Origin of the sequence: Bacillus sp. B1(2022) (genome assembly GCF_040259625.1) — a bacterium.
GTDB classification, from domain to species: Bacteria; Bacillota; Bacilli; order Bacillales; family Bacillaceae; genus Bacillus; species Bacillus velezensis.
The window spans coordinates 1-16648 of record NZ_JANIFO010000020.1; the positions used below are offsets into that span (position 1 = coordinate 1).

The window sequence follows — 16648 nt, forward strand, 5'->3', positions numbered from 1 at the left end:
CCATCGCTCTTGAAGCGACTTAATTATTATAACATATCAACTTCAATGTCGTCAATAACTTTTTAAAATTTCTTTTTTAAGAATTCGTTTCGTCATCAGCGACGTATATTAGAATACCACCCTTGATCCAACATGTCAACAATAATCGATAAATTAAATGATGAAGCGTTTAATGACTATCAAAGCCGCGATGCCGGGAATCCCCAGAATCCCGCTGATGCCCGTTGTAATCAGGTTAACAGGGATATGAATACCGAGACTGCTCCCGAACAAGTTCACACCCACCAGCAGAATCGCGCCGGCAATAAATTTAATGGCGGTCACACCAATCCATCTTAGCGGTTTTGAAGATACTCCCCATAAAAAAAGCAAAGCAACCAGACCGACAATCAAACCGATAATGAAAAAAGGCTCCATGAATCTTCCCCCTCGCTTGTTTAGTACAAGCTTATGAGAAGATCCCGGAGAATAGACCTCTTACTTCCATCTGCTCATTTTCAAATTCCGCTGCTTCGCTTCTTTCAAATAAAAAAAGTACTTAGATTCAGCGACTTTCAGCTCAAACAACACCTCAGCGGAGGGCTCGAGACTTTTCTCGACCAGACTCTTCTGTCTGTTCCATTCTTCTTTTTGTTTAAAGAGCTGTTCTATCAGCTTCTCATCAAACTCTTTTCTTAATGTATTTCTGCGAAGAAAACCCATGCCTTGCCTTTTCCTCCCTTACAATTCACGTCTTCCTTCAAGAGCTTTTGAAAGAGTGACCTCATCAGCATATTCCAAATCACCGCCGACGGGCAGACCGTGGGCAATACGGGAGAGCTTGATGCCTGAGGGCTTTAACAGCCTTGATATATACATCGCTGTTGCTTCCCCTTCAATATTAGGGTTGGTTGCGAGAATAACTTCTGTCACTTGATCATCCTGAAGACGTTTCAGCAGCTCCGGAATCTTAATATCCTCCGGGCCGATGCCGTCCATTGGTGAAATCGCGCCGTGAAGAACATGATACTGGCCGTTATATTCCTTCATTTTCTCCATTGCGATCACATCCTTAGGGTCCTGCACGACACAAATAACAGACTTATCCCTTCTTGTGTCCTCACATATATAACAAGGGTCCTGATCTGTTATATGTCCGCAAATCGAGCAATATGTCAGATTCCGCTTCGCATTGACAAGCGCCTTAGCAAAATCCAATACTGTGTCTTCTTTCATACCTAGAACAAAAAAAGCCAGACGAACCGCTGTTTTCGGTCCGATCCCTGGCAATTTCATAAAGCTGTCAATCAGCTTTGATATTGGTTCAGGATACTGCATGTTTATTTATCCCCCTAGAATAAACCCGGTATGTTCATTCCTTTTGTAAATTGTCCCATTGTCTCATTCGTCATGTCATCCACTTTTTTGAGGGCGTCGTTTGTCGCAGCAAGAACCAGGTCCTGAAGCATTTCGATATCTTCCGGATCAACGACTTCTTCTTTAATGGCAATGTCTACAACTTCTTTTTGGCCGTTGACTTTTACAGTCACCATACCGCCGCCTGCTGTGCCTTCAAGTACTTTTTCAGCAAGCTCCTCCTGAGCCTTCGCCATATCCTTTTGCATTTTTTGCATTTGTTTCATCATTTTTTGCATGTTTCCCATTCCGCCACGCATATTCAATCACTCTCTTTCATCTTATTAGTCTTTTATTTCGATTAAATCCGCTCCGACAAGTTTTTTCGCCTCTGCAATCAGCGGATCTTCTTCAGCCGGTTCGTTTGATCCTTCACTTTCCTGCTGGTGATCATTTAAAAATTCTTCTCTTATTTTACCCCATTGTGCTTCCGGAACGCCAATCAAATCCATTCTTTTCCCGAGCATTGATTCGAGAATCTGTTCAAGATTCGTACGGACTCCGTTATTGTCTTCTGCAACCATTTTACAATGGATTTCGTATTTAAATTTAAGCACAAATGCCTTTTGAGCAGCAGCCACCGGTTCACTGTCATTCAACAGAGCCGCATGAGACACCTTATTCTGCTGTTTCAGGTGTGCCAGCAGCTTGCCCCAGCTGCTTTTAAGCTGTTCAAGTTCAGGTCTGGTGGCTTCCTTCAATATCTCATGAATTCTTCCGACCGGAGCTTTGTAATGGCTTTTTCCGCCTTTTTGAGGACGCGGAGCTTCTTTCGGAGCGCTTTCCATCTGAACCTTCACACCGGAGGTTTTCAGCCTTTCTACTTCCTGCTCAAGCTGCTGAATCTTATTCATCAGCATGCCGACCTCAGGGATGTCTCCGGCGGATTGCTGTGCCGTCTGGCATATTTTCACGACAGCCACTTCAAAAAAGATTCTTGGGTGGTTCGTCCACTTCATTTCCTGATGGCTTTTATTCAGGATATCAATCATCTCATATAAAGCGGGGGCCGGTATGTCACCGCTCAGATTCCGAAACGTTTCATCGACCTTCACCTTCTCCAGGACTCCTTCTAAACCGGGAGCGGCCTGGTACAAGAGCATATCCCTAAAATAGAAAATCATATCTTCAATCAGTTTGGCCGCATCTTTCCCTTGCTGGAGCAATTCATTCAGTGTCTCCAATGCCTCGGAAACCTGTTTGCGGTGAAGAGCAGATGCCAGTTTCCCAATATAGTGCTGAGAAACGGCTCCGGTAATGAGCAATGCGTCATCCACCGACAGCTCCTCGCCGCTGAATGATACGGCTTGATCGAGCAGGCTCAGCGCGTCCCTCATTCCTCCGTCCGCAGCACTCGCTATGATATCAAGGGCTCCTTCTTCCACCTTCAGCTGCTCTGCATCGACGATTGTCTTCATTCGTCCGACAATTGCTTTGGATGTAATCCGTTTGAAGTCAAAACGCTGACATCTGGAGATAATGGTTAAAGGAATCTTATGAGGCTCAGTCGTAGCTAATATGAAAATGCAATGTGCCGGCGGTTCTTCCAGCGTTTTCAGAAGCGCATTGAATGCGCCGATAGAGAGCATATGCACCTCATCTATAATATATACTTTGTAGGTGACGGCCGACGGGGCGAATTTTACTTTGTCACGGATGTCGCGGATTTCGTCTACGCCGTTATTCGACGCCGCATCTATTTCAATCACATCTGATATAGAGCCGTTTGTGATCCCCTTGCACGCCGCACATTCATTGCACGGTTCTTCTACGGGGGCGTGCTCACAGTTGACTGCTTTCGCAAATATTTTAGCTGCACTGGTTTTTCCCGTTCCCCGCGGTCCAGAAAACAGATATGCATGAGAAAATTTCTTTTGCAAAAGGGCATTTTGCAGCGTTTTCGTAATGTGTTCCTGTCCGACCACATCTTCAAACTGCTGAGGCCTAAATACTCGATATAAAGCTTGGTAACCCACAGGATGCGCCCTCCTCTGTTATTCATCATGTTTATTATACATGAACGTGCTTTTAACGCCAAAACCCGTTTTTCATATACGAAAAAACTCACCTGCCATAAACAGGTGAGTCTGAAATTTGATGATTGATTTACCGTGCACCTTCTGTCGATTCGCTACCCTAAGCGTTACTTAAGCAGTTAGCTCAGCCCAGGCAACCCTGCGGCACATGAGAGGTTTCACTTAATGCTGCTTCCTTCCGGACCTGACATGGTTCATGAATTCCCATTGCGCAGGACCCAGACGTCAACGCCACTTACTTAAGGCAGACCTTACAGTAAACGAACCTCGAGAAGGGATTCGGCCCCGCTAGAGCGGATTGCGGGTACAGGGCACCGCTACCTCCCCGCTTAGCACGGCAAAATAAATATCAAATTTTTATATGCGCACCATTCATGATGCACACATAAGTATATCTGCTTCAGGCAGAAAATGCAACCGTACTACTCAGACAACTTTTTCCTCATGTCTTTCTTTTGCCGGCGCAGCTTTCTGAAAAAAGCGCTGAGCATTTCTCCGCACTCTTCTCCGAGCACGCCGCTCACCACTTCCGCTTGGTGGTTGAACCGCTCTTCCTGCAAGAGGTTCATCAGCGTTCCTGTACAGCCCCCCTTGGGATCAAATGCGCCGAATACGACCTTATCGACTCTCGAAAGCACGACGGCTCCCGCACACATCGGACACGGCTCCAAAGTGACATAAAGAACGGCATCCTCAAGTCTCCATGTCCCCAGCTTACGGCACGCTTCGTCTATCGCCAGCATTTCGGCGTGGGCAAGCGACCTCTGTTCAGTCTCCCGCAGATTATGCGCCCGCGCCACGATCTCATCGTGCAGAACAAGAACTGCTCCGATCGGCACTTCACCTTTCGCTTCGGCTTTCTTCGCTTCTTTTATGGCTTCTCTCATATAATATTCATCATTCATAGGTTCGAGCTCTCTTCTTAAGTTTTTTCATGTCTCATAAAGGTTAAAATAGGAATACCCCAGCAGAAAGGAGTTGCCGGTATTGTCTGAACCTAACAACACAGCCCTTCTGATTGTCGATATGATTAACAATTTTCAATTTGATATGGGCGAACGTCTTGCTGAAAAAACCAAACAAATTGTCCCCCGTATTTTATCATTAAAGAAGCATGCAAAACAAAGCAACTGGCCGATTATTTATATTAATGATCATTACGGGCTCTGGAAGGCTGATATTGATGCCATCAGGGAGGAATGCAGCAACGACAGAAGCGCCCCCATTATAAAAGATATTTCGCCTCAGCCGGATGATTATTTTCTCATTAAACCGAAGCATTCCGCTTTTTACGAAACGGCGCTTCACACCCTTCTGACCGAATTACAAGTGAACCGATTAGTCATCACGGGGATTGCCGGGAACATTTGTGTGCTGTTCACGGCCAACGACGCCTATATGAGAGAATACAGCATTGCCATTCCGAAAGACTGCACCGCTTCCAATAACGACGAAGACAATGATTTCGCTTTGACCATGATGGAGAATGTTCTCTTCGCAGAAATAACCACGGAAAAACAAATTACCGCCGAAAAATAAACATGATCAGCCTCCTTTTTTCATATATTTGATAGCGGATATGAAAGGAGGCGTTTTTCATTCAGATCTATATAGTGAAACGGGGCGACACGCTTTCCGCTATTGCGGCGCGCTACCGGACTGCCGCAAATGTCATTGCGGAAGCAAATAAACTGCCTAATCCAAATACATTGGTTGTCGGACAAACCCTTGTCATCCCGATTGAGGGTCAATATTACGAAGTGAAACAAGGTGATACTCTCGCGGCAATCGCCGGCCGTTTTCATATATCGGCCGCGGAGCTTGCGAGGGTGAACGGAATTCAGCCCGGCACCACATTGAGAGCCGGAACCCGCCTTTACATTCCGCAACAGGCGAATAAGCCCGATATCGAATCAAATGCATATATAGAACCGCGGGGAACGAGCGTAAGCGCTAATCTGCAGCAGGCGGCAAGGGAGGCCTCTCCTTATTTAACATACCTCGGCGCATTCAGTTTTCAAGTGCAGCGGAATGGGACTTTAAAGGAACCGCCTCTGACCAATTTAAAAAGCATCAGTGACAGGCACAACACCACACTGATGATGATCATCACCAACCTTGAAAATGACGCATTCAGCGATGAACTCGGGCGGCTCATCTTGAATGACAATACAGTGAAAACAAAACTCTTTCAGGAAATCGTCGCCACGGCTAAAAAGCACGGCTTTCGCGATATTCACTTTGATTTCGAATATTTACGTCCACAGGACAGAGAAGCCTACAATCGTTTTTTACGTGAAGCGAGAACGATTTTTCATCGGGAAGGCTGGAAGATTTCAACGGCGCTTGCTCCGAAAACGAGCGCGACTCAGGCCGGCAAATGGTACGAAGCACATGACTATAGGGCACATGGAGAAATCGTCGATTTTGTCGTAATCATGACATATGAGTGGGGGTACAGCGGAGGCCCGGCTCAGGCCGTATCACCTATCGGCCCTGTAAGAAATGTCATTGAGTACGCGCTGACGGAAATGCCTTCTTCAAAAATCGTCATGGGCCAGAACATGTACGGCTACGATTGGACACTGCCTTTTAAACAGGGAACGACAGCCAAAGCCGTCAGTCCTCAGCAGGCAATCGCTCTGGCAGCACGCCATAAAGTCGACATTCAATATGACGAAACCGACCAGGCTCCATTCTTTCGTTACACGGATGAAAATCAGAGACGGCATGAAGTATGGTTTGAAGACGCACGATCCATTCAAGCGAAATTCAATTTAATTAAAGAACTTCATTTAAGAGGAATCAGCTATTGGAAACTCGGCCTCTCCTTCCCGCAAAACTGGCTTTTGCTCGGTGATCAATTTCATATTGTGAAAGAGACGTTTCGTTAATTGGAAGCGTCTTTTTTCATGGGCTTTTCTGAGAGTGTGATACAATATAAAGGCCGGCAGCTGACGGATGTTTGCAGAATTAAGGAGGATTTTCAATGAACAGAGCCCCTTTTATCGCGGTAGAAGGTCCTATCGGGGCAGGAAAAACGACACTCTCTACGATGCTTTCTGAAGAGCTCGGTTTTCCTATGATTAATGAGATTGTGGAAGACAACCCTTATCTCGATAAGTTTTATGACAATATCGAGGAGTGGAGTTTCCAGCTTGAAATGTTTTTTCTTTGTCACAGGTATAAACAGCTTGAAGACACCGACCGAGATTATTTAAAACAAGGACAGCCCGTTTTGTCCGATTATCATATTTATAAAAATGTTATTTTCGCAGAGCGTACATTGCACGGCCAAAAGCTTGAGAAATATAAGCAGATTTATCATCTGCTCACTCACGACCTGCCGAAACCGAATGTTATTGTATACATAAAGGCAAGCCTGCCGACATTGCTTCAACGCATTGAAAAACGCGGGCGCCCGTTTGAGAAAAATATCGAACATCAATATCTGGAACGTCTCATTACAGATTACGACACAGCCATCAGACAGCTTCAGGAAGAAGACCCGGATATATCTGTACTGACCATTGACGGTGATACTGAAGACTTTGTTTTGAATAAGACAGACTATGAAAGAATTGCCCGTCAGGTAAAGGAGCTTATTAAATGAAAGACATTCATATTCCAAACAACGCCATTATCACAGTAGCAGGAACGGTAGGAGTCGGAAAATCGACTTTGACCAAAGCTTTAGCAAAACGGCTCGGGTTTCATACCTCACTTGAGGAAGTGGATGAAAACCCTTATTTAGAGAAGTTTTATCACGATTTTGAACGCTGGAGCTTCCATTTACAAATTTATTTTCTGGCTGAGCGGTTCAAAGAGCAGAAAAATATGTTTGAATCAGGCGGCGGATTCGTGCAGGACCGTTCGATTTATGAAGATACAGGCATATTCGCAAAAATGCATGCCGATAAAGGAACCATGTCGCTGACAGATTACACAACATACACAAGTCTATTTGAGGCGATGGTCATGACGCCGTACTTCCCCCATCCTGATGTTTTGATCTATTTAGAAGGCGACCTTGAAAACATTATAAACCGGATTGAAAAGCGGGGCCGCGAGATGGAGCTGCAGACAAACCGCTCCTATTGGGAAGAGATGTATACACGGTACGAAGACTGGATCAGCGGTTTTAACGCCTGCCCTGTGCTGAAAGTACGCATTGAAGATTATGACCTTGAAGCTGATGAACAGTCACTGGAACCTTTGATCGAAAAAATCAGCCGCGTGATCAACGAAAACAGAAATAAATAAAAACAGCAAAGCGATTTTCCCCGGACAGAGAAAATCGCTTTTTTTGCATATAAAAAATCCGCTGCATCACATGCAGCGGACAAAACAATCTCCAATATATGCTCGAGTTTCATTAGGTTTAAAATCAATATGGCGGAGGAAGAGGGATTCGAACCCCCGCGGGCTTTGACACCCCTGTCGGTTTTCAAGACCGATCCCTTCAGCCAGACTTGGGTATTCCTCCGTATCGACATTTAATAATATAACACATGACCTAAATTTCAGTCAAGCGCTTTTTCATATTTTTTATTTCATTTCTTAAACGGCTTGTCCGTCAGCTTTACTATCATACAAAAGTCTTGCGTCCAATTCAACCTCAGTATGCCATACGGGCAGGAAAACACAGTAAAAATCAAGAATAGATTCAAACAGATAACCTGCTCATAAAGGTGGAGAACATAATGAAAATCATTATTGCACCGGATTCTTTCAAAGAAAGCATGACATCAAAAGAAGCCGCTGACAGCATAGAAAAAGGATTCAAAGCGGTCTTCTCTGACGCGGAATATATCAAGATACCCGCGGCCGACGGCGGAGAAGGAACCGTTCAGGCTTTGACGGATGCCACTGGCGGAAGCATCATCAAAAAAACTGTGACCGGTCCGCTGGGAATGCCGGTAAACGCCGCATATGGATTTCTGGGAGACGGACGCACAGCAGTCATTGAAATGGCGGAAGCATCGGGACTTCATCTCGTTCCCCGCCATCTCAGAGATCCGTTGAACACAACGACAAGAGGAACGGGTGAACTGATAGCAGATGCAGCTTCCCGCGGGGCGGGTGAGATCATCATCGGGCTTGGCGGGAGCGCAACCAATGACGGCGGAACAGGAATGGCGAGCGCCCTCGGTGTGCGTTTCTTAAATGAGGAAGGTCAGGAGATACCTGACGGCGGAGGCGCTTTGCACACCCTAGCTTCTATTGATATAAGCGGTCTCTCTCCTGATCTGAAACATATCCGTATCCGTGCCGCATGTGATGTCGAAAATCCCCTGACCGGTGAAAACGGCGCTTCATATGTCTTCGGCCCGCAAAAAGGGGCATCCGAGAAGACTAAAGTTGTATTGGATCGCAACTTACGCCATTTCGCTGACGTATTGAGACGTCAGCACGATATCGAAGCGGATACCGTAAAAGGCGCGGGCGCCGCAGGGGGACTGGGCGCCGGACTGATCGCTTTCTTACAGGCAGAACTTCAAAGCGGGATTGATGTTGTATTAGATACACTGTCCTTCTCAGATCAGATAAGAGGCACTGACCTTGTCATTACCGGAGAGGGGCAGATTGACGGACAAACGATATTCGGCAAAACCCCCGCCGGGATCGCCGCACGCGCATCTGCTCAAGAAATTCCCGTTATCGCATTGGCGGGTTCCTTAGGCAAAAATTTCGAGCATGTTTACAGCGCAGGAATAACGGCTGTATTTTCTATCGTGCCCGGCGCTGTAAGTCTTGAAGACGCCTTAGCATCCGGCCGTTTTAACCTTGAAAGCACAGCCCGGAATGCCGCCGCTCTATACCGGGCAGCAAAAAAGGCGCGCCTCTAGGGCGCACCTTTTTATGGTTTGATGACTTCTTTATTTCCCATATAAGGACGAAGCACTTTCGGAATGATGACACTTCCGTCTTCCTGCTGGTAGTTTTCTAAGATGGCAGCTACTGTTCTGCCGACTGCAAGACCTGAACCGTTTAATGTATGCACATGCTCCGGCTTGCCTTTCGCTTCGCGTCTGAATCGAATGTTTGCGCGTCTCGCCTGGAAGGCCTCAAAGTTACTGCAAGAAGAAATTTCACGGTATGTGTCTTGGCTTGGAATCCATACCTCAATATCGTACTTTTTCGCGGCTGTAAAGCCGAGATCACCGGTACACATGCTCATGACACGATACGGCAGTTCAAGCAGCTGAAGCACCCGCTCAGCTTGATTCGTCAGTTTTTCAAGCTCCTCATAAGAATCTTCCGGCTTCACGAATTTCACAAGCTCAACCTTGTTGAACTGATGCTGGCGGATCAAACCGCGTGTATCACGGCCGGCAGATCCCGCTTCTGAACGGAAGCAGGCGCTGAATGCGGCATAATTGATCGGCAGGTTCTCACCGGATAAGATTTCATCGCGGTGCATATTTGTAATCGGCACTTCCGCCGTCGGAATTAAGAAATAATCCTCTTCTCTGATTTTAAAAGCATCCTCTTCAAATTTAGGAAGCTGTCCCGTACCTGTCATGCTCGTACGGTTTACCATATAAGGAGGAATGACTTCCGTGTAATCATATTCATCAACGTGAAGATCCAGCATAAAGTTGTAGAGCGCGCGTTCGAGGCGGGCGCCTAATCCTTTATAAAACACAAACCGGCTGCCTGTTACTTTTGAAGCGCGTTCGAAATCAAGAATGTTTAAATGGTCTGCGATATCCCAATGCGGTTTCGGCTCATATGAAAATGCCGGCGCCTCTCCCCACTTGCGGATTTCAATGTTATCATCTTCCGTTTCCCCGACGGGCACTGAATCGTGCGGGATGTTCGGAATAGACAGAAGGATGGTTTCGAGCGTCGTTTCGACAGTACGAAGCTCTTCATCAAGCTTCTTAATTTCTTCGCCCACTTCGCGCATCTCTTTAATAATATGATCAGCGTCTTTTTTCTCCCGTTTCAAAACGGCGACCTGCTGAGATACTTCATTGCGTTTTCCCTTCAGTTCTTCTACTTTACCGATAAGCTCTCTTCTCTTTTCGTCCAGCTCTTCAAACTTGTCAAAGTCAGATAAGTCTTCGCCTTTTGGAATGAGCTTCGCTTTCACCTCTTGAAAATTGGCTCTCAGCACCTTCGTATCAATCATGCCTAACAACTCCTATCTGTTTTTATCGAAAATAAAAAAGAGCCCTCATCCCCTAAAAGGGACGAGAGCTCTCGCGTTGCCACCCTGATTGAAAACAAGCTCACACTTGCTTCCCGCTTTAACACATAACGGTTTTCCCGTAAATGCCTACTTGTTTTCAGCATTTCGCTCAAGGACGGATTCGGACAGCATCTTTCACCGATTCGCACCACCCATCGGCTCTCTTTGAAAGAGAGGCTTCCTACTGCTTCCTGTCAACGCTTTTCGATCTTTATTTGTGTTTATAATGTACTATAAGTATCAGCGGTTTTCAACTGTTTTATACAGCTGTTTCCTGCTTATGCTTTTCCGCCATCTTCACAAACAGCTCTGTCACCCGGTGATCATCCGTCAGTTCAGGATGGAACGAGCAGCCGAGGAAATTCCCCTGCTTTGCAGCCACGATGCGTCCGTTATGCTCACAAAGCACTTCAACATCTTCTCCGGCTTCTAAAATATGCGGCGCGCGGATAAATACACCCGTAAACGGCTCATCAAGGCCTTTAATCGTCAGATCAGCTTCAAAGCTGTCGACCTGACGTCCAAAGGAATTACGCTCGACGACAACGTTCAACAGCCCTAAATGAGCGTTATCCGTTCCCGCTATCTCTTTGGCTAAAATAATCAGACCGGCGCATGTGCCGAACATCGGCTTGCCTTGGGCGGCAAACTCGCGAAGCGGCTCCATAAAATGATACGTATCCATTAAACGCCGCATCGTCGTGCTTTCCCCGCCCGGCAGGATTAAGCCGTCGATGTCATCCAGCTGTTCAGGACGCTTAATGACGACACCTTTTGAACCACATGCTTCAATTGAACGAATATGTTCTCTTACTGCTCCTTGAAGTCCAAGTACACCAATTGTTAACATGCTTCCAGCTCTCCTATGGTTTTACCAGCCGCGTTCTTGCATACGCTGTTCCGGCAATAGATTTGAGATTTCGATTCCTTTCATTGCTGTGCCTAATTCTTTAGAAAGCTCAGCGATCAGTTTGTAGTCTGTGTAATGAGTCGTTGCTTCAACAATTGCTTTGGCGAATTTAGCAGGGTTGTCTGATTTGAAAATACCTGAACCGACAAATACGCCGTCAGCGCCAAGCTGCATCATCAATGCCGCGTCAGCAGGCGTCGCTACTCCGCCGGCAGCAAAGTTCACTACAGGCAGTTTGCCGTCACGCTTGATTTGAAGAAGCAGTTCATAAGGAGCGCCGAGGTTTTTAGCTTCAGTCATCAGCTCATCATCGCTCATCGCAACAACTTTGCGCACTTGCGCGTTTACTTTTCTCATATGGCGGACAGCTTCCACAATGTTTCCTGTTCCCGGTTCGCCTTTTGTACGAAGCATGGAAGCTCCTTCGGCGATACGGCGCGTTGCTTCGCCGAGATCACGGCAGCCGCATACGAACGGGACTGTATATTCGTTTTTATTTAAATGAAATTCTTCGTCAGCCGGAGTCAGAACTTCACTTTCATCGATGTAATCTACTCCCATTGCTTCAAGGACACGCGCTTCAACGATATGTCCGATACGCGCTTTTGCCATTACGGGAATGGATACAGCATTCATTACTTCTTCAACGATTGTCGGATCAGCCATGCGGGCAACACCGCCGGCAGCGCGAATATCAGCCGGAACGCGTTCTAACGCCATTACGGCAACAGCTCCCGCCTCTTCCGCAATCTTCGCTTGTTCAGCATTTACAACGTCCATGATGACGCCGCCTTTTTGCATTTCCGCCATGCCGCGTTTTACACGATCAGTACCTGTTTGAGCCATTATTTGGTCCCCCTAGTCAATGTATAGTTAGATAATTTCTATCTCTTATTGTATCCCAGAAATACAATATTTCATATGGGTATTCTTATTTTACAGCGAGATGAATAAGATAGATATCATTTTTTTACTAATAATTTGGTTTTTTCAGTATATTAAGCAAAAGAGCCCTAACTTTCATCAGAGCTCTTTCTTATTTCTTAAAACCAGCCTGTTACCGTGTCAACGGCGCTGTTCCAGATACCGGAGAAGAATCCGCCGATGCCGCGCATCATCTGAACAAACCAGTTTGCTTTATCTACATCATTTTTCGTTACAAGATTCACGCTGAACTCTTTGGATTTGAGGAAGCCATAGTCTTTGTCACTGCCTTTGTATGTAACTGTCAGCGTTCCGACTTTCGTTCCCTTTTTCACAGGAGCCGTGATTTCTTTTTTATCTAAAGTCACTTCGGCTTTATAGTTCTTTTCATCCCCGCTTTTCACAGGAATAGAAAGCGCCTTGTCAGTAACAATATCGACTTGCTTGTCTTTCCCTTTTTCAACGTCAATCGTTTTGTGCCCTTTTACTTGAGAGCCTTCAGGGTAAAGATCTTTCATTGAGAAATTGCTGTTAAATGCGTAATCGAGCATTTTTTTCGTTTCATCAAAACGTCCGGTATGCAGGTTGCCTTTTGCGTTTAATACAACGGTGATGACCCGCATTCCGTTCCGCTGTGCTGTGCTTGTAAAACAAGATCCCGCAGAATCAGTAGAACCCGTTTTTAAGCCGTCAACGCCAGGGTATTCAGAAACAAGACCTTTTAACATGAAGTTCCAGTTCGGCATGTCCATTTCATCATCAGTGCCGGCTCTGAATTTCGTCTTAGCGATGCTTGTTGTTTTGAGAACTTCCGGATAATCAGTGATCAGGCGGTCTGCAAGAAGCGCCATGTCTTTAGCAGAAACTTCACTTTCTTCTTTAACGCCTTCTCCTTGCGGCTGCTTGCCGTGAAGGTCTTCATTCACAAGCCCTGTGGCATTTTTAAAATCATAGTTTGTCATGCCTAATTCTTTAGCTTTCGCATTCATTTCAGCGACAAATTTCGTTTCAGTTCCGGCAAGAATTTCGGCAACTGCAATCGCGGCTCCGTTGGCAGAGTAAATCGCCATGGCCTGATACAGTTCTTTAACCGTGTATTTGCCGTCTTTTCGAAGGGGGACGTTTGATAAACTGTTGTCTTGAGAAATTTCATAGACATAATCATCAGGAGTATACGTTTGATCCCATTTCACTTTTCCTTCTTTAATGGCTTCCAGAAGCAGATATTCAGTCATCATTTTTGTCATGCTGGCAATCGGCAGTCTTTTGTCTGCATTTTTACTGTATAAAATTTTTCCCGATGAAGCCTCAATCATTATCGCAGCTGATGCGTTGACATCAATCGGGTCATTGCCGGCTGCCTCCGCTTTAGACATTGGAACAAAGCAAGTTGCGGCCAGTGCCAGTACCACTAATGACACCAACAGCTGTTTCCATTTCGTGATGTTCAATCTTACGACCTCCGTCATTCATTTTAAATCTATAATTAAGCCGTTAAGGACATATTCAAATTCAAAACACAACAGTATAAATTTTATCACACTCGATATAAAAAAAATAGACAGAGTCAGCGACCCTGTCAAATGTTTTTTATTTGTAACAATTATGAGATTGTGTAGTTTGGTGATTCTTTCGTAATTTGGACATCATGCGGATGACTTTCGCGAAGTCCGGCACCTGTCATGCGGATGAATTGAGCCTCTTCTCTTAAAGCGCGCAAGTCTTTTGAACCGCAATATCCCATACCTGAACGAAGACCGCCGACAAGCTGATACACTGTTTCTTCTACAGGACCTTTGTACGGAGTCCGTCCTTCGATACCTTCAGGGACGAATTTCTTATTTTCTTCTTGGAAATATCGGTCTTTACTGCCTTTTTCCATGGCAGCGACAGAACCCATACCCCGATACACTTTAAATCTTCTGCCTTGATAGATTTCAGTCTCTCCCGGGCTTTCTGAAGTACCGGCAAGCAGGCTTCCGAGCATTACGGCATGTCCGCCTGAAGCCAACGCTTTCGTAATATCTCCGGAGAATTTAATACCGCCGTCTGCGATAATTGTCGCACCGTGTTTTCTCGCTTCAGTGGCACAATCATAAATGGCAGTGATCTGCGGTACGCCTACACCTGCAACGACGCGTGTCGTACAGATAGAACCAGGTCCGATTCCCACTTTGACAATATTTGCTCCGGCTTCAATCAGAGCTTTTGTCGCTTCAGCCGTTGCAACATTTCCTGCGATAATGTTCAGTTCAGGATATGTTTCACGGATTTTCGCAACTGTGTTCAGTACGCCTCTGGAATGTCCGTGAGCCGTATCAACCACGATAACGTCGACATTCGCTTCAACAAGCTTGCTGACGCGTGTCATTGTATCGCCTGTCACGCCTACCGCAGCGCCGACAATAAGGCGTCCGTGTTCATCTTTAGATGAATTCGGAAATTCGATAACCTTTTCAATATCTTTGATCGTGATAAGACCTTTTAATTTGTTTTGGTCATCCACTAACGGAAGTTTTTCAATTTTATGTTTCTGTAAGATTTTTTCTGCTTCGTCTAATGTGGTTCCCACAGAAGCCGTAACCAGCTCTTCTTTTGTCATGACATCACTGATTTTCATTGAATAATCAGAGATAAAGCGAAGATCACGGTTTGTAATGATACCGACAAGCTTTTGATCGTCTTTATTATCTACGATCGGAACACCGGAAATTCTGTATTTCCCCATCAAATGCTCCGCATCGAATACTTGATGATCAGGTGTTAAAAAGAAGGGATTTGTAATAACGCCCCGTTCAGAACGTTTGACTTTGTCAACATGTTCAGCCTGCTGTTCGATGGACATGTTTTTATGGATAATGCCCAAGCCGCCCTGTCTGGCCATCGCAATCGCCATAGCTGATTCTGTTACTGTATCCATTCCCGCACTGATGACAGGAATGTTAAGCTTTAACGTCTTTGTCAGTTCAACAGATAAATCCACATCACGCGGAAGTACGTCTGATTGAGCCGGTACGAGCAGTACATCATCGAACGTTAGGCCTTCTTTTGAAAATTTACTTTCCCACATTAGTAAATCCCCCTCTTTTCGGCAAAATATTATATGTAGATTATCAACTAGAAAACAGCATGTCAAGGAAGCGAAAAAGAGTTGAAATATTTAGATAAAGGAAAGGGTTTAAAAATACATATGAGAGATCATGAGTGGAAAGAGTTATCATTATTTTATTCCGTAGAATCTTCCCAGAAATTTCTAAACAAAGTCTATACAGAAAGCGGTATGGAAGAACCAAAAAGATATGCGTTTAAGAACAGTGAGCGCTTCATATTCTTTATCAAACACGCCGAGTCCTTTTATAAGCAGGCATCTCTTTCCCCTTTAGAAATTAAGCCTATTCTGTTGTTTTACGGGATGTCACAATTGCTGAAAGCCTGCCTTCTGACCACAGATCCAAGCTATCCAAGCCATGCCTCAGTACTCGCGCATGGCGTGACTGCCCGGAAACGCAAAAAGCAAAATTACTCCTTTAGGGATGATGAAGTGAAGGTGCAGCGCAATGGCTTATGTATTCATGTAATGAAGCACTTATTCGGGATAGCTGGTCTTGAGGAAGAACGGTACACAATGAAGAAATTGCTGACAGCCATACCTGAATTGCATACTGTCTTTTACTTCCAAGAGAAAAAGAATTGGCTGACCCGAGTAGAGCTCAAAGATGACCTTATTTCAGTGCCTGAGCATGCGGTAATTCATTACAATATGTCTGATTCCCGCTTTGCTGAATATATCAGCCATCATTTGAAGTGGTCTTTTCTGAGGAAAGACCATAACCACTTGGTTTTTGAGGCTGACCCGATAGACAGAGAACCTTGGTCTTCGCCAAATTTATTGTTTCACTTGGAGAAAAATCAATATTATATTCCCTCTCAGCGTGATCACTTCCTCCATCTTCCGGAAATGATTATTCATTATTTGGTCCTCTACAATATCGGGATGATTGCGAGATATGAAACGGAGTGGTGGTATGAACTGCTGACACAGCATGTCAGTGATGATTATGTGATGATCCGCCGGTTCTTAGAGGTCACGGAACGAAAATTTCCGTATTACGTTTCTAATTTCCTGAAGCAATACTTATAAACAAAAAAGGCAGCTCATGATGAGCTGCCTTTACCGTAATGATA

General features: G+C 45.2%; 17 protein-coding genes, 1 tRNA gene, 1 other RNA gene and 1 other annotated feature. Of the genes, 6 read left to right on the top strand and 13 right to left on the bottom strand.

Annotated features, from left to right (window positions below; all coding sequences use genetic code 11):
- Window positions 1-153: 153 nt before the first annotated feature.
- The 7 genes from NQS30_RS21105 to tadA all read right to left on the bottom strand — a co-directional run bounded on the left by NQS30_RS21105 (window position 154) and on the right by tadA (window position 4336).
- Entirely contained in the window at window positions 154-417 is a 264-nt protein-coding gene (locus tag NQS30_RS21105; RefSeq protein WP_015239014.1) for a pro-sigmaK processing inhibitor BofA family protein, read from the bottom strand.
- A 60-nt stretch (window positions 418-477) separates the two neighbouring features.
- Entirely contained in the window at window positions 478-702 is a 225-nt protein-coding gene (locus NQS30_RS21110; protein WP_007408755.1) for a YaaL family protein, read from the bottom strand.
- An 18-nt stretch (window positions 703-720) separates the two neighbouring features.
- Complete coding sequence (gene recR / locus NQS30_RS21115; protein ID WP_003150697.1) at window positions 721-1317, bottom strand: recombination protein RecR; 597 nt, start codon at window positions 1315-1317, stop codon at window positions 721-723.
- Window positions 1318-1331: 14 nt separating this feature from the next.
- Window positions 1332-1655 carry a YbaB/EbfC family nucleoid-associated protein gene (locus tag NQS30_RS21120; protein ID WP_007408754.1) on the bottom strand — a complete coding sequence of 108 codons (324 nt, stop codon included), beginning with the start codon at window positions 1653-1655 and terminating at the stop codon, window positions 1332-1334.
- A 24-nt stretch (window positions 1656-1679) separates the two neighbouring features.
- Complete coding sequence (dnaX, locus tag NQS30_RS21125) at window positions 1680-3371, bottom strand: DNA polymerase III subunit gamma/tau (protein ID WP_011996162.1); 1692 nt, start codon at window positions 3369-3371, stop codon at window positions 1680-1682.
- A gap of 133 nt (window positions 3372-3504) precedes the next feature.
- Window positions 3505-3769: signal recognition particle sRNA large type (ffs, locus tag NQS30_RS21130), an RNA gene on the bottom strand.
- An 84-nt stretch (window positions 3770-3853) separates the two neighbouring features.
- A complete protein-coding gene (gene tadA, locus NQS30_RS21135; protein WP_007615141.1) occupies window positions 3854-4336 on the bottom strand; it encodes a tRNA adenosine(34) deaminase TadA in 483 nt (160 codons plus the stop codon).
- Between the two features lie 82 nt (window positions 4337-4418).
- Here tadA and NQS30_RS21140 point away from each other — a divergent pair, with 82 nt between their 5' ends.
- The 4 genes from NQS30_RS21140 (at window position 4419) to dck (ending at window position 7694) form a co-directional block, all read left to right on the top strand.
- Entirely contained in the window at window positions 4419-4970 is a 552-nt protein-coding gene (locus NQS30_RS21140; RefSeq protein ID WP_076982851.1) for a cysteine hydrolase family protein, read from the top strand.
- A gap of 71 nt (window positions 4971-5041) precedes the next feature.
- On the top strand, window positions 5042-6325 hold the full coding sequence (locus NQS30_RS21145) for a glycoside hydrolase family 18 protein (RefSeq protein WP_124692621.1): 1284 nt from the start codon (window positions 5042-5044) through the stop codon (window positions 6323-6325).
- 95 nt (window positions 6326-6420) lie between these two features.
- Window positions 6421-7044 carry a deoxynucleoside kinase gene (locus NQS30_RS21150; protein WP_059366904.1) on the top strand — a complete coding sequence of 208 codons (624 nt, stop codon included), beginning with the start codon at window positions 6421-6423 and terminating at the stop codon, window positions 7042-7044.
- Entirely contained in the window at window positions 7041-7694 is a 654-nt protein-coding gene (gene dck / locus NQS30_RS21155; RefSeq protein ID WP_007408746.1) for a deoxyadenosine/deoxycytidine kinase, read from the top strand. Before NQS30_RS21150 ends, dck begins: the two co-directional genes overlap by 4 nt.
- Before the next feature lie 130 nt (window positions 7695-7824).
- Here the strand turns inward: dck and NQS30_RS21160 are convergent.
- A tRNA-Ser gene (locus NQS30_RS21160) sits at window positions 7825-7917 on the bottom strand.
- A 217-nt stretch (window positions 7918-8134) separates the two neighbouring features.
- On the opposite strand from NQS30_RS21160, the gene NQS30_RS21165 reads away from it, so the two are divergent.
- Window positions 8135-9280: a glycerate kinase gene (locus NQS30_RS21165; protein WP_218791440.1), complete on the top strand. Its 1146-nt coding sequence runs from the start codon at window positions 8135-8137 to the stop codon at window positions 9278-9280.
- Between the two features lie 11 nt (window positions 9281-9291).
- Here NQS30_RS21165 and serS read toward each other — a convergent pair whose 3' ends face one another.
- The 5 genes from serS to guaB all read right to left on the bottom strand — a co-directional run bounded on the left by serS (window position 9292) and on the right by guaB (window position 15533).
- Entirely contained in the window at window positions 9292-10569 is a 1278-nt protein-coding gene (serS, locus tag NQS30_RS21170) for a serine--tRNA ligase (RefSeq protein WP_007408744.1), read from the bottom strand.
- A 54-nt stretch (window positions 10570-10623) separates the two neighbouring features.
- Window positions 10624-10836 (bottom strand) — a binding site (T-box leader).
- Between the two features lie 52 nt (window positions 10837-10888).
- Complete coding sequence (gene pdxT / locus NQS30_RS21175) at window positions 10889-11479, bottom strand: pyridoxal 5'-phosphate synthase glutaminase subunit PdxT (protein ID WP_011996157.1); 591 nt, start codon at window positions 11477-11479, stop codon at window positions 10889-10891.
- Window positions 11480-11500: 21 nt separating this feature from the next.
- Window positions 11501-12385 carry a pyridoxal 5'-phosphate synthase lyase subunit PdxS gene (pdxS, locus tag NQS30_RS21180; RefSeq protein ID WP_003150714.1) on the bottom strand — a complete coding sequence of 295 codons (885 nt, stop codon included), beginning with the start codon at window positions 12383-12385 and terminating at the stop codon, window positions 11501-11503.
- A gap of 197 nt (window positions 12386-12582) precedes the next feature.
- Window positions 12583-13914, bottom strand: coding sequence for a D-alanyl-D-alanine carboxypeptidase (gene dacA / locus NQS30_RS21185; RefSeq protein ID WP_011996156.1), 1332 nt, complete (start codon window positions 13912-13914; stop codon window positions 12583-12585).
- A 152-nt stretch (window positions 13915-14066) separates the two neighbouring features.
- Window positions 14067-15533 carry an IMP dehydrogenase gene (gene guaB / locus NQS30_RS21190; RefSeq protein WP_007408741.1) on the bottom strand — a complete coding sequence of 489 codons (1467 nt, stop codon included), beginning with the start codon at window positions 15531-15533 and terminating at the stop codon, window positions 14067-14069.
- Between the two features lie 120 nt (window positions 15534-15653).
- Here guaB and NQS30_RS21195 point away from each other — a divergent pair, with 120 nt between their 5' ends.
- A complete protein-coding gene (locus NQS30_RS21195) occupies window positions 15654-16604 on the top strand; it encodes a YaaC family protein (protein ID WP_022552463.1) in 951 nt (316 codons plus the stop codon).
- The last annotated feature ends 44 nt before the right edge of the window (window positions 16605-16648 follow it).

What these genes read in the sequence shown, in the direction of transcription:
- serS (WP_007408744.1), bottom strand. Translation starts at nt 10,569, where the DNA reads ATGATTGATACGAAGGTGCTGAGAGCCAATTTTCAAGAGGTGAAAGCG.
- NQS30_RS21120 (WP_007408754.1), bottom strand. Translation starts at nt 1,655, where the DNA reads ATGCGTGGCGGAATGGGAAACATGCAAAAAATGATGAAACAAATGCAA.
- dck (WP_007408746.1), top strand. Translation starts at nt 7,041, where the DNA reads ATGAAAGACATTCATATTCCAAACAACGCCATTATCACAGTAGCAGGA.
- NQS30_RS21105 (WP_015239014.1), bottom strand. Translation starts at nt 417, where the DNA reads ATGGAGCCTTTTTTCATTATCGGTTTGATTGTCGGTCTGGTTGCTTTG.
- recR (WP_003150697.1), bottom strand. Translation starts at nt 1,317, where the DNA reads ATGCAGTATCCTGAACCAATATCAAAGCTGATTGACAGCTTTATGAAA.
- tadA (WP_007615141.1), bottom strand. Translation starts at nt 4,336, where the DNA reads ATGAATGATGAATATTATATGAGAGAAGCCATAAAAGAAGCGAAGAAA.
- guaB (WP_007408741.1), bottom strand. Translation starts at nt 15,533, where the DNA reads ATGTGGGAAAGTAAATTTTCAAAAGAAGGCCTAACGTTCGATGATGTA.
- NQS30_RS21195 (WP_022552463.1), top strand. Translation starts at nt 15,654, where the DNA reads ATGAGAGATCATGAGTGGAAAGAGTTATCATTATTTTATTCCGTAGAA.
- pdxS (WP_003150714.1), bottom strand. Translation starts at nt 12,385, where the DNA reads ATGGCTCAAACAGGTACTGATCGTGTAAAACGCGGCATGGCGGAAATG.
- pdxT (WP_011996157.1), bottom strand. Translation starts at nt 11,479, where the DNA reads ATGTTAACAATTGGTGTACTTGGACTTCAAGGAGCAGTAAGAGAACAT.
- NQS30_RS21165 (WP_218791440.1), top strand. Translation starts at nt 8,135, where the DNA reads ATGAAAATCATTATTGCACCGGATTCTTTCAAAGAAAGCATGACATCA.
- NQS30_RS21110 (WP_007408755.1), bottom strand. Translation starts at nt 702, where the DNA reads ATGGGTTTTCTTCGCAGAAATACATTAAGAAAAGAGTTTGATGAGAAG.
- NQS30_RS21150 (WP_059366904.1), top strand. Translation starts at nt 6,421, where the DNA reads ATGAACAGAGCCCCTTTTATCGCGGTAGAAGGTCCTATCGGGGCAGGA.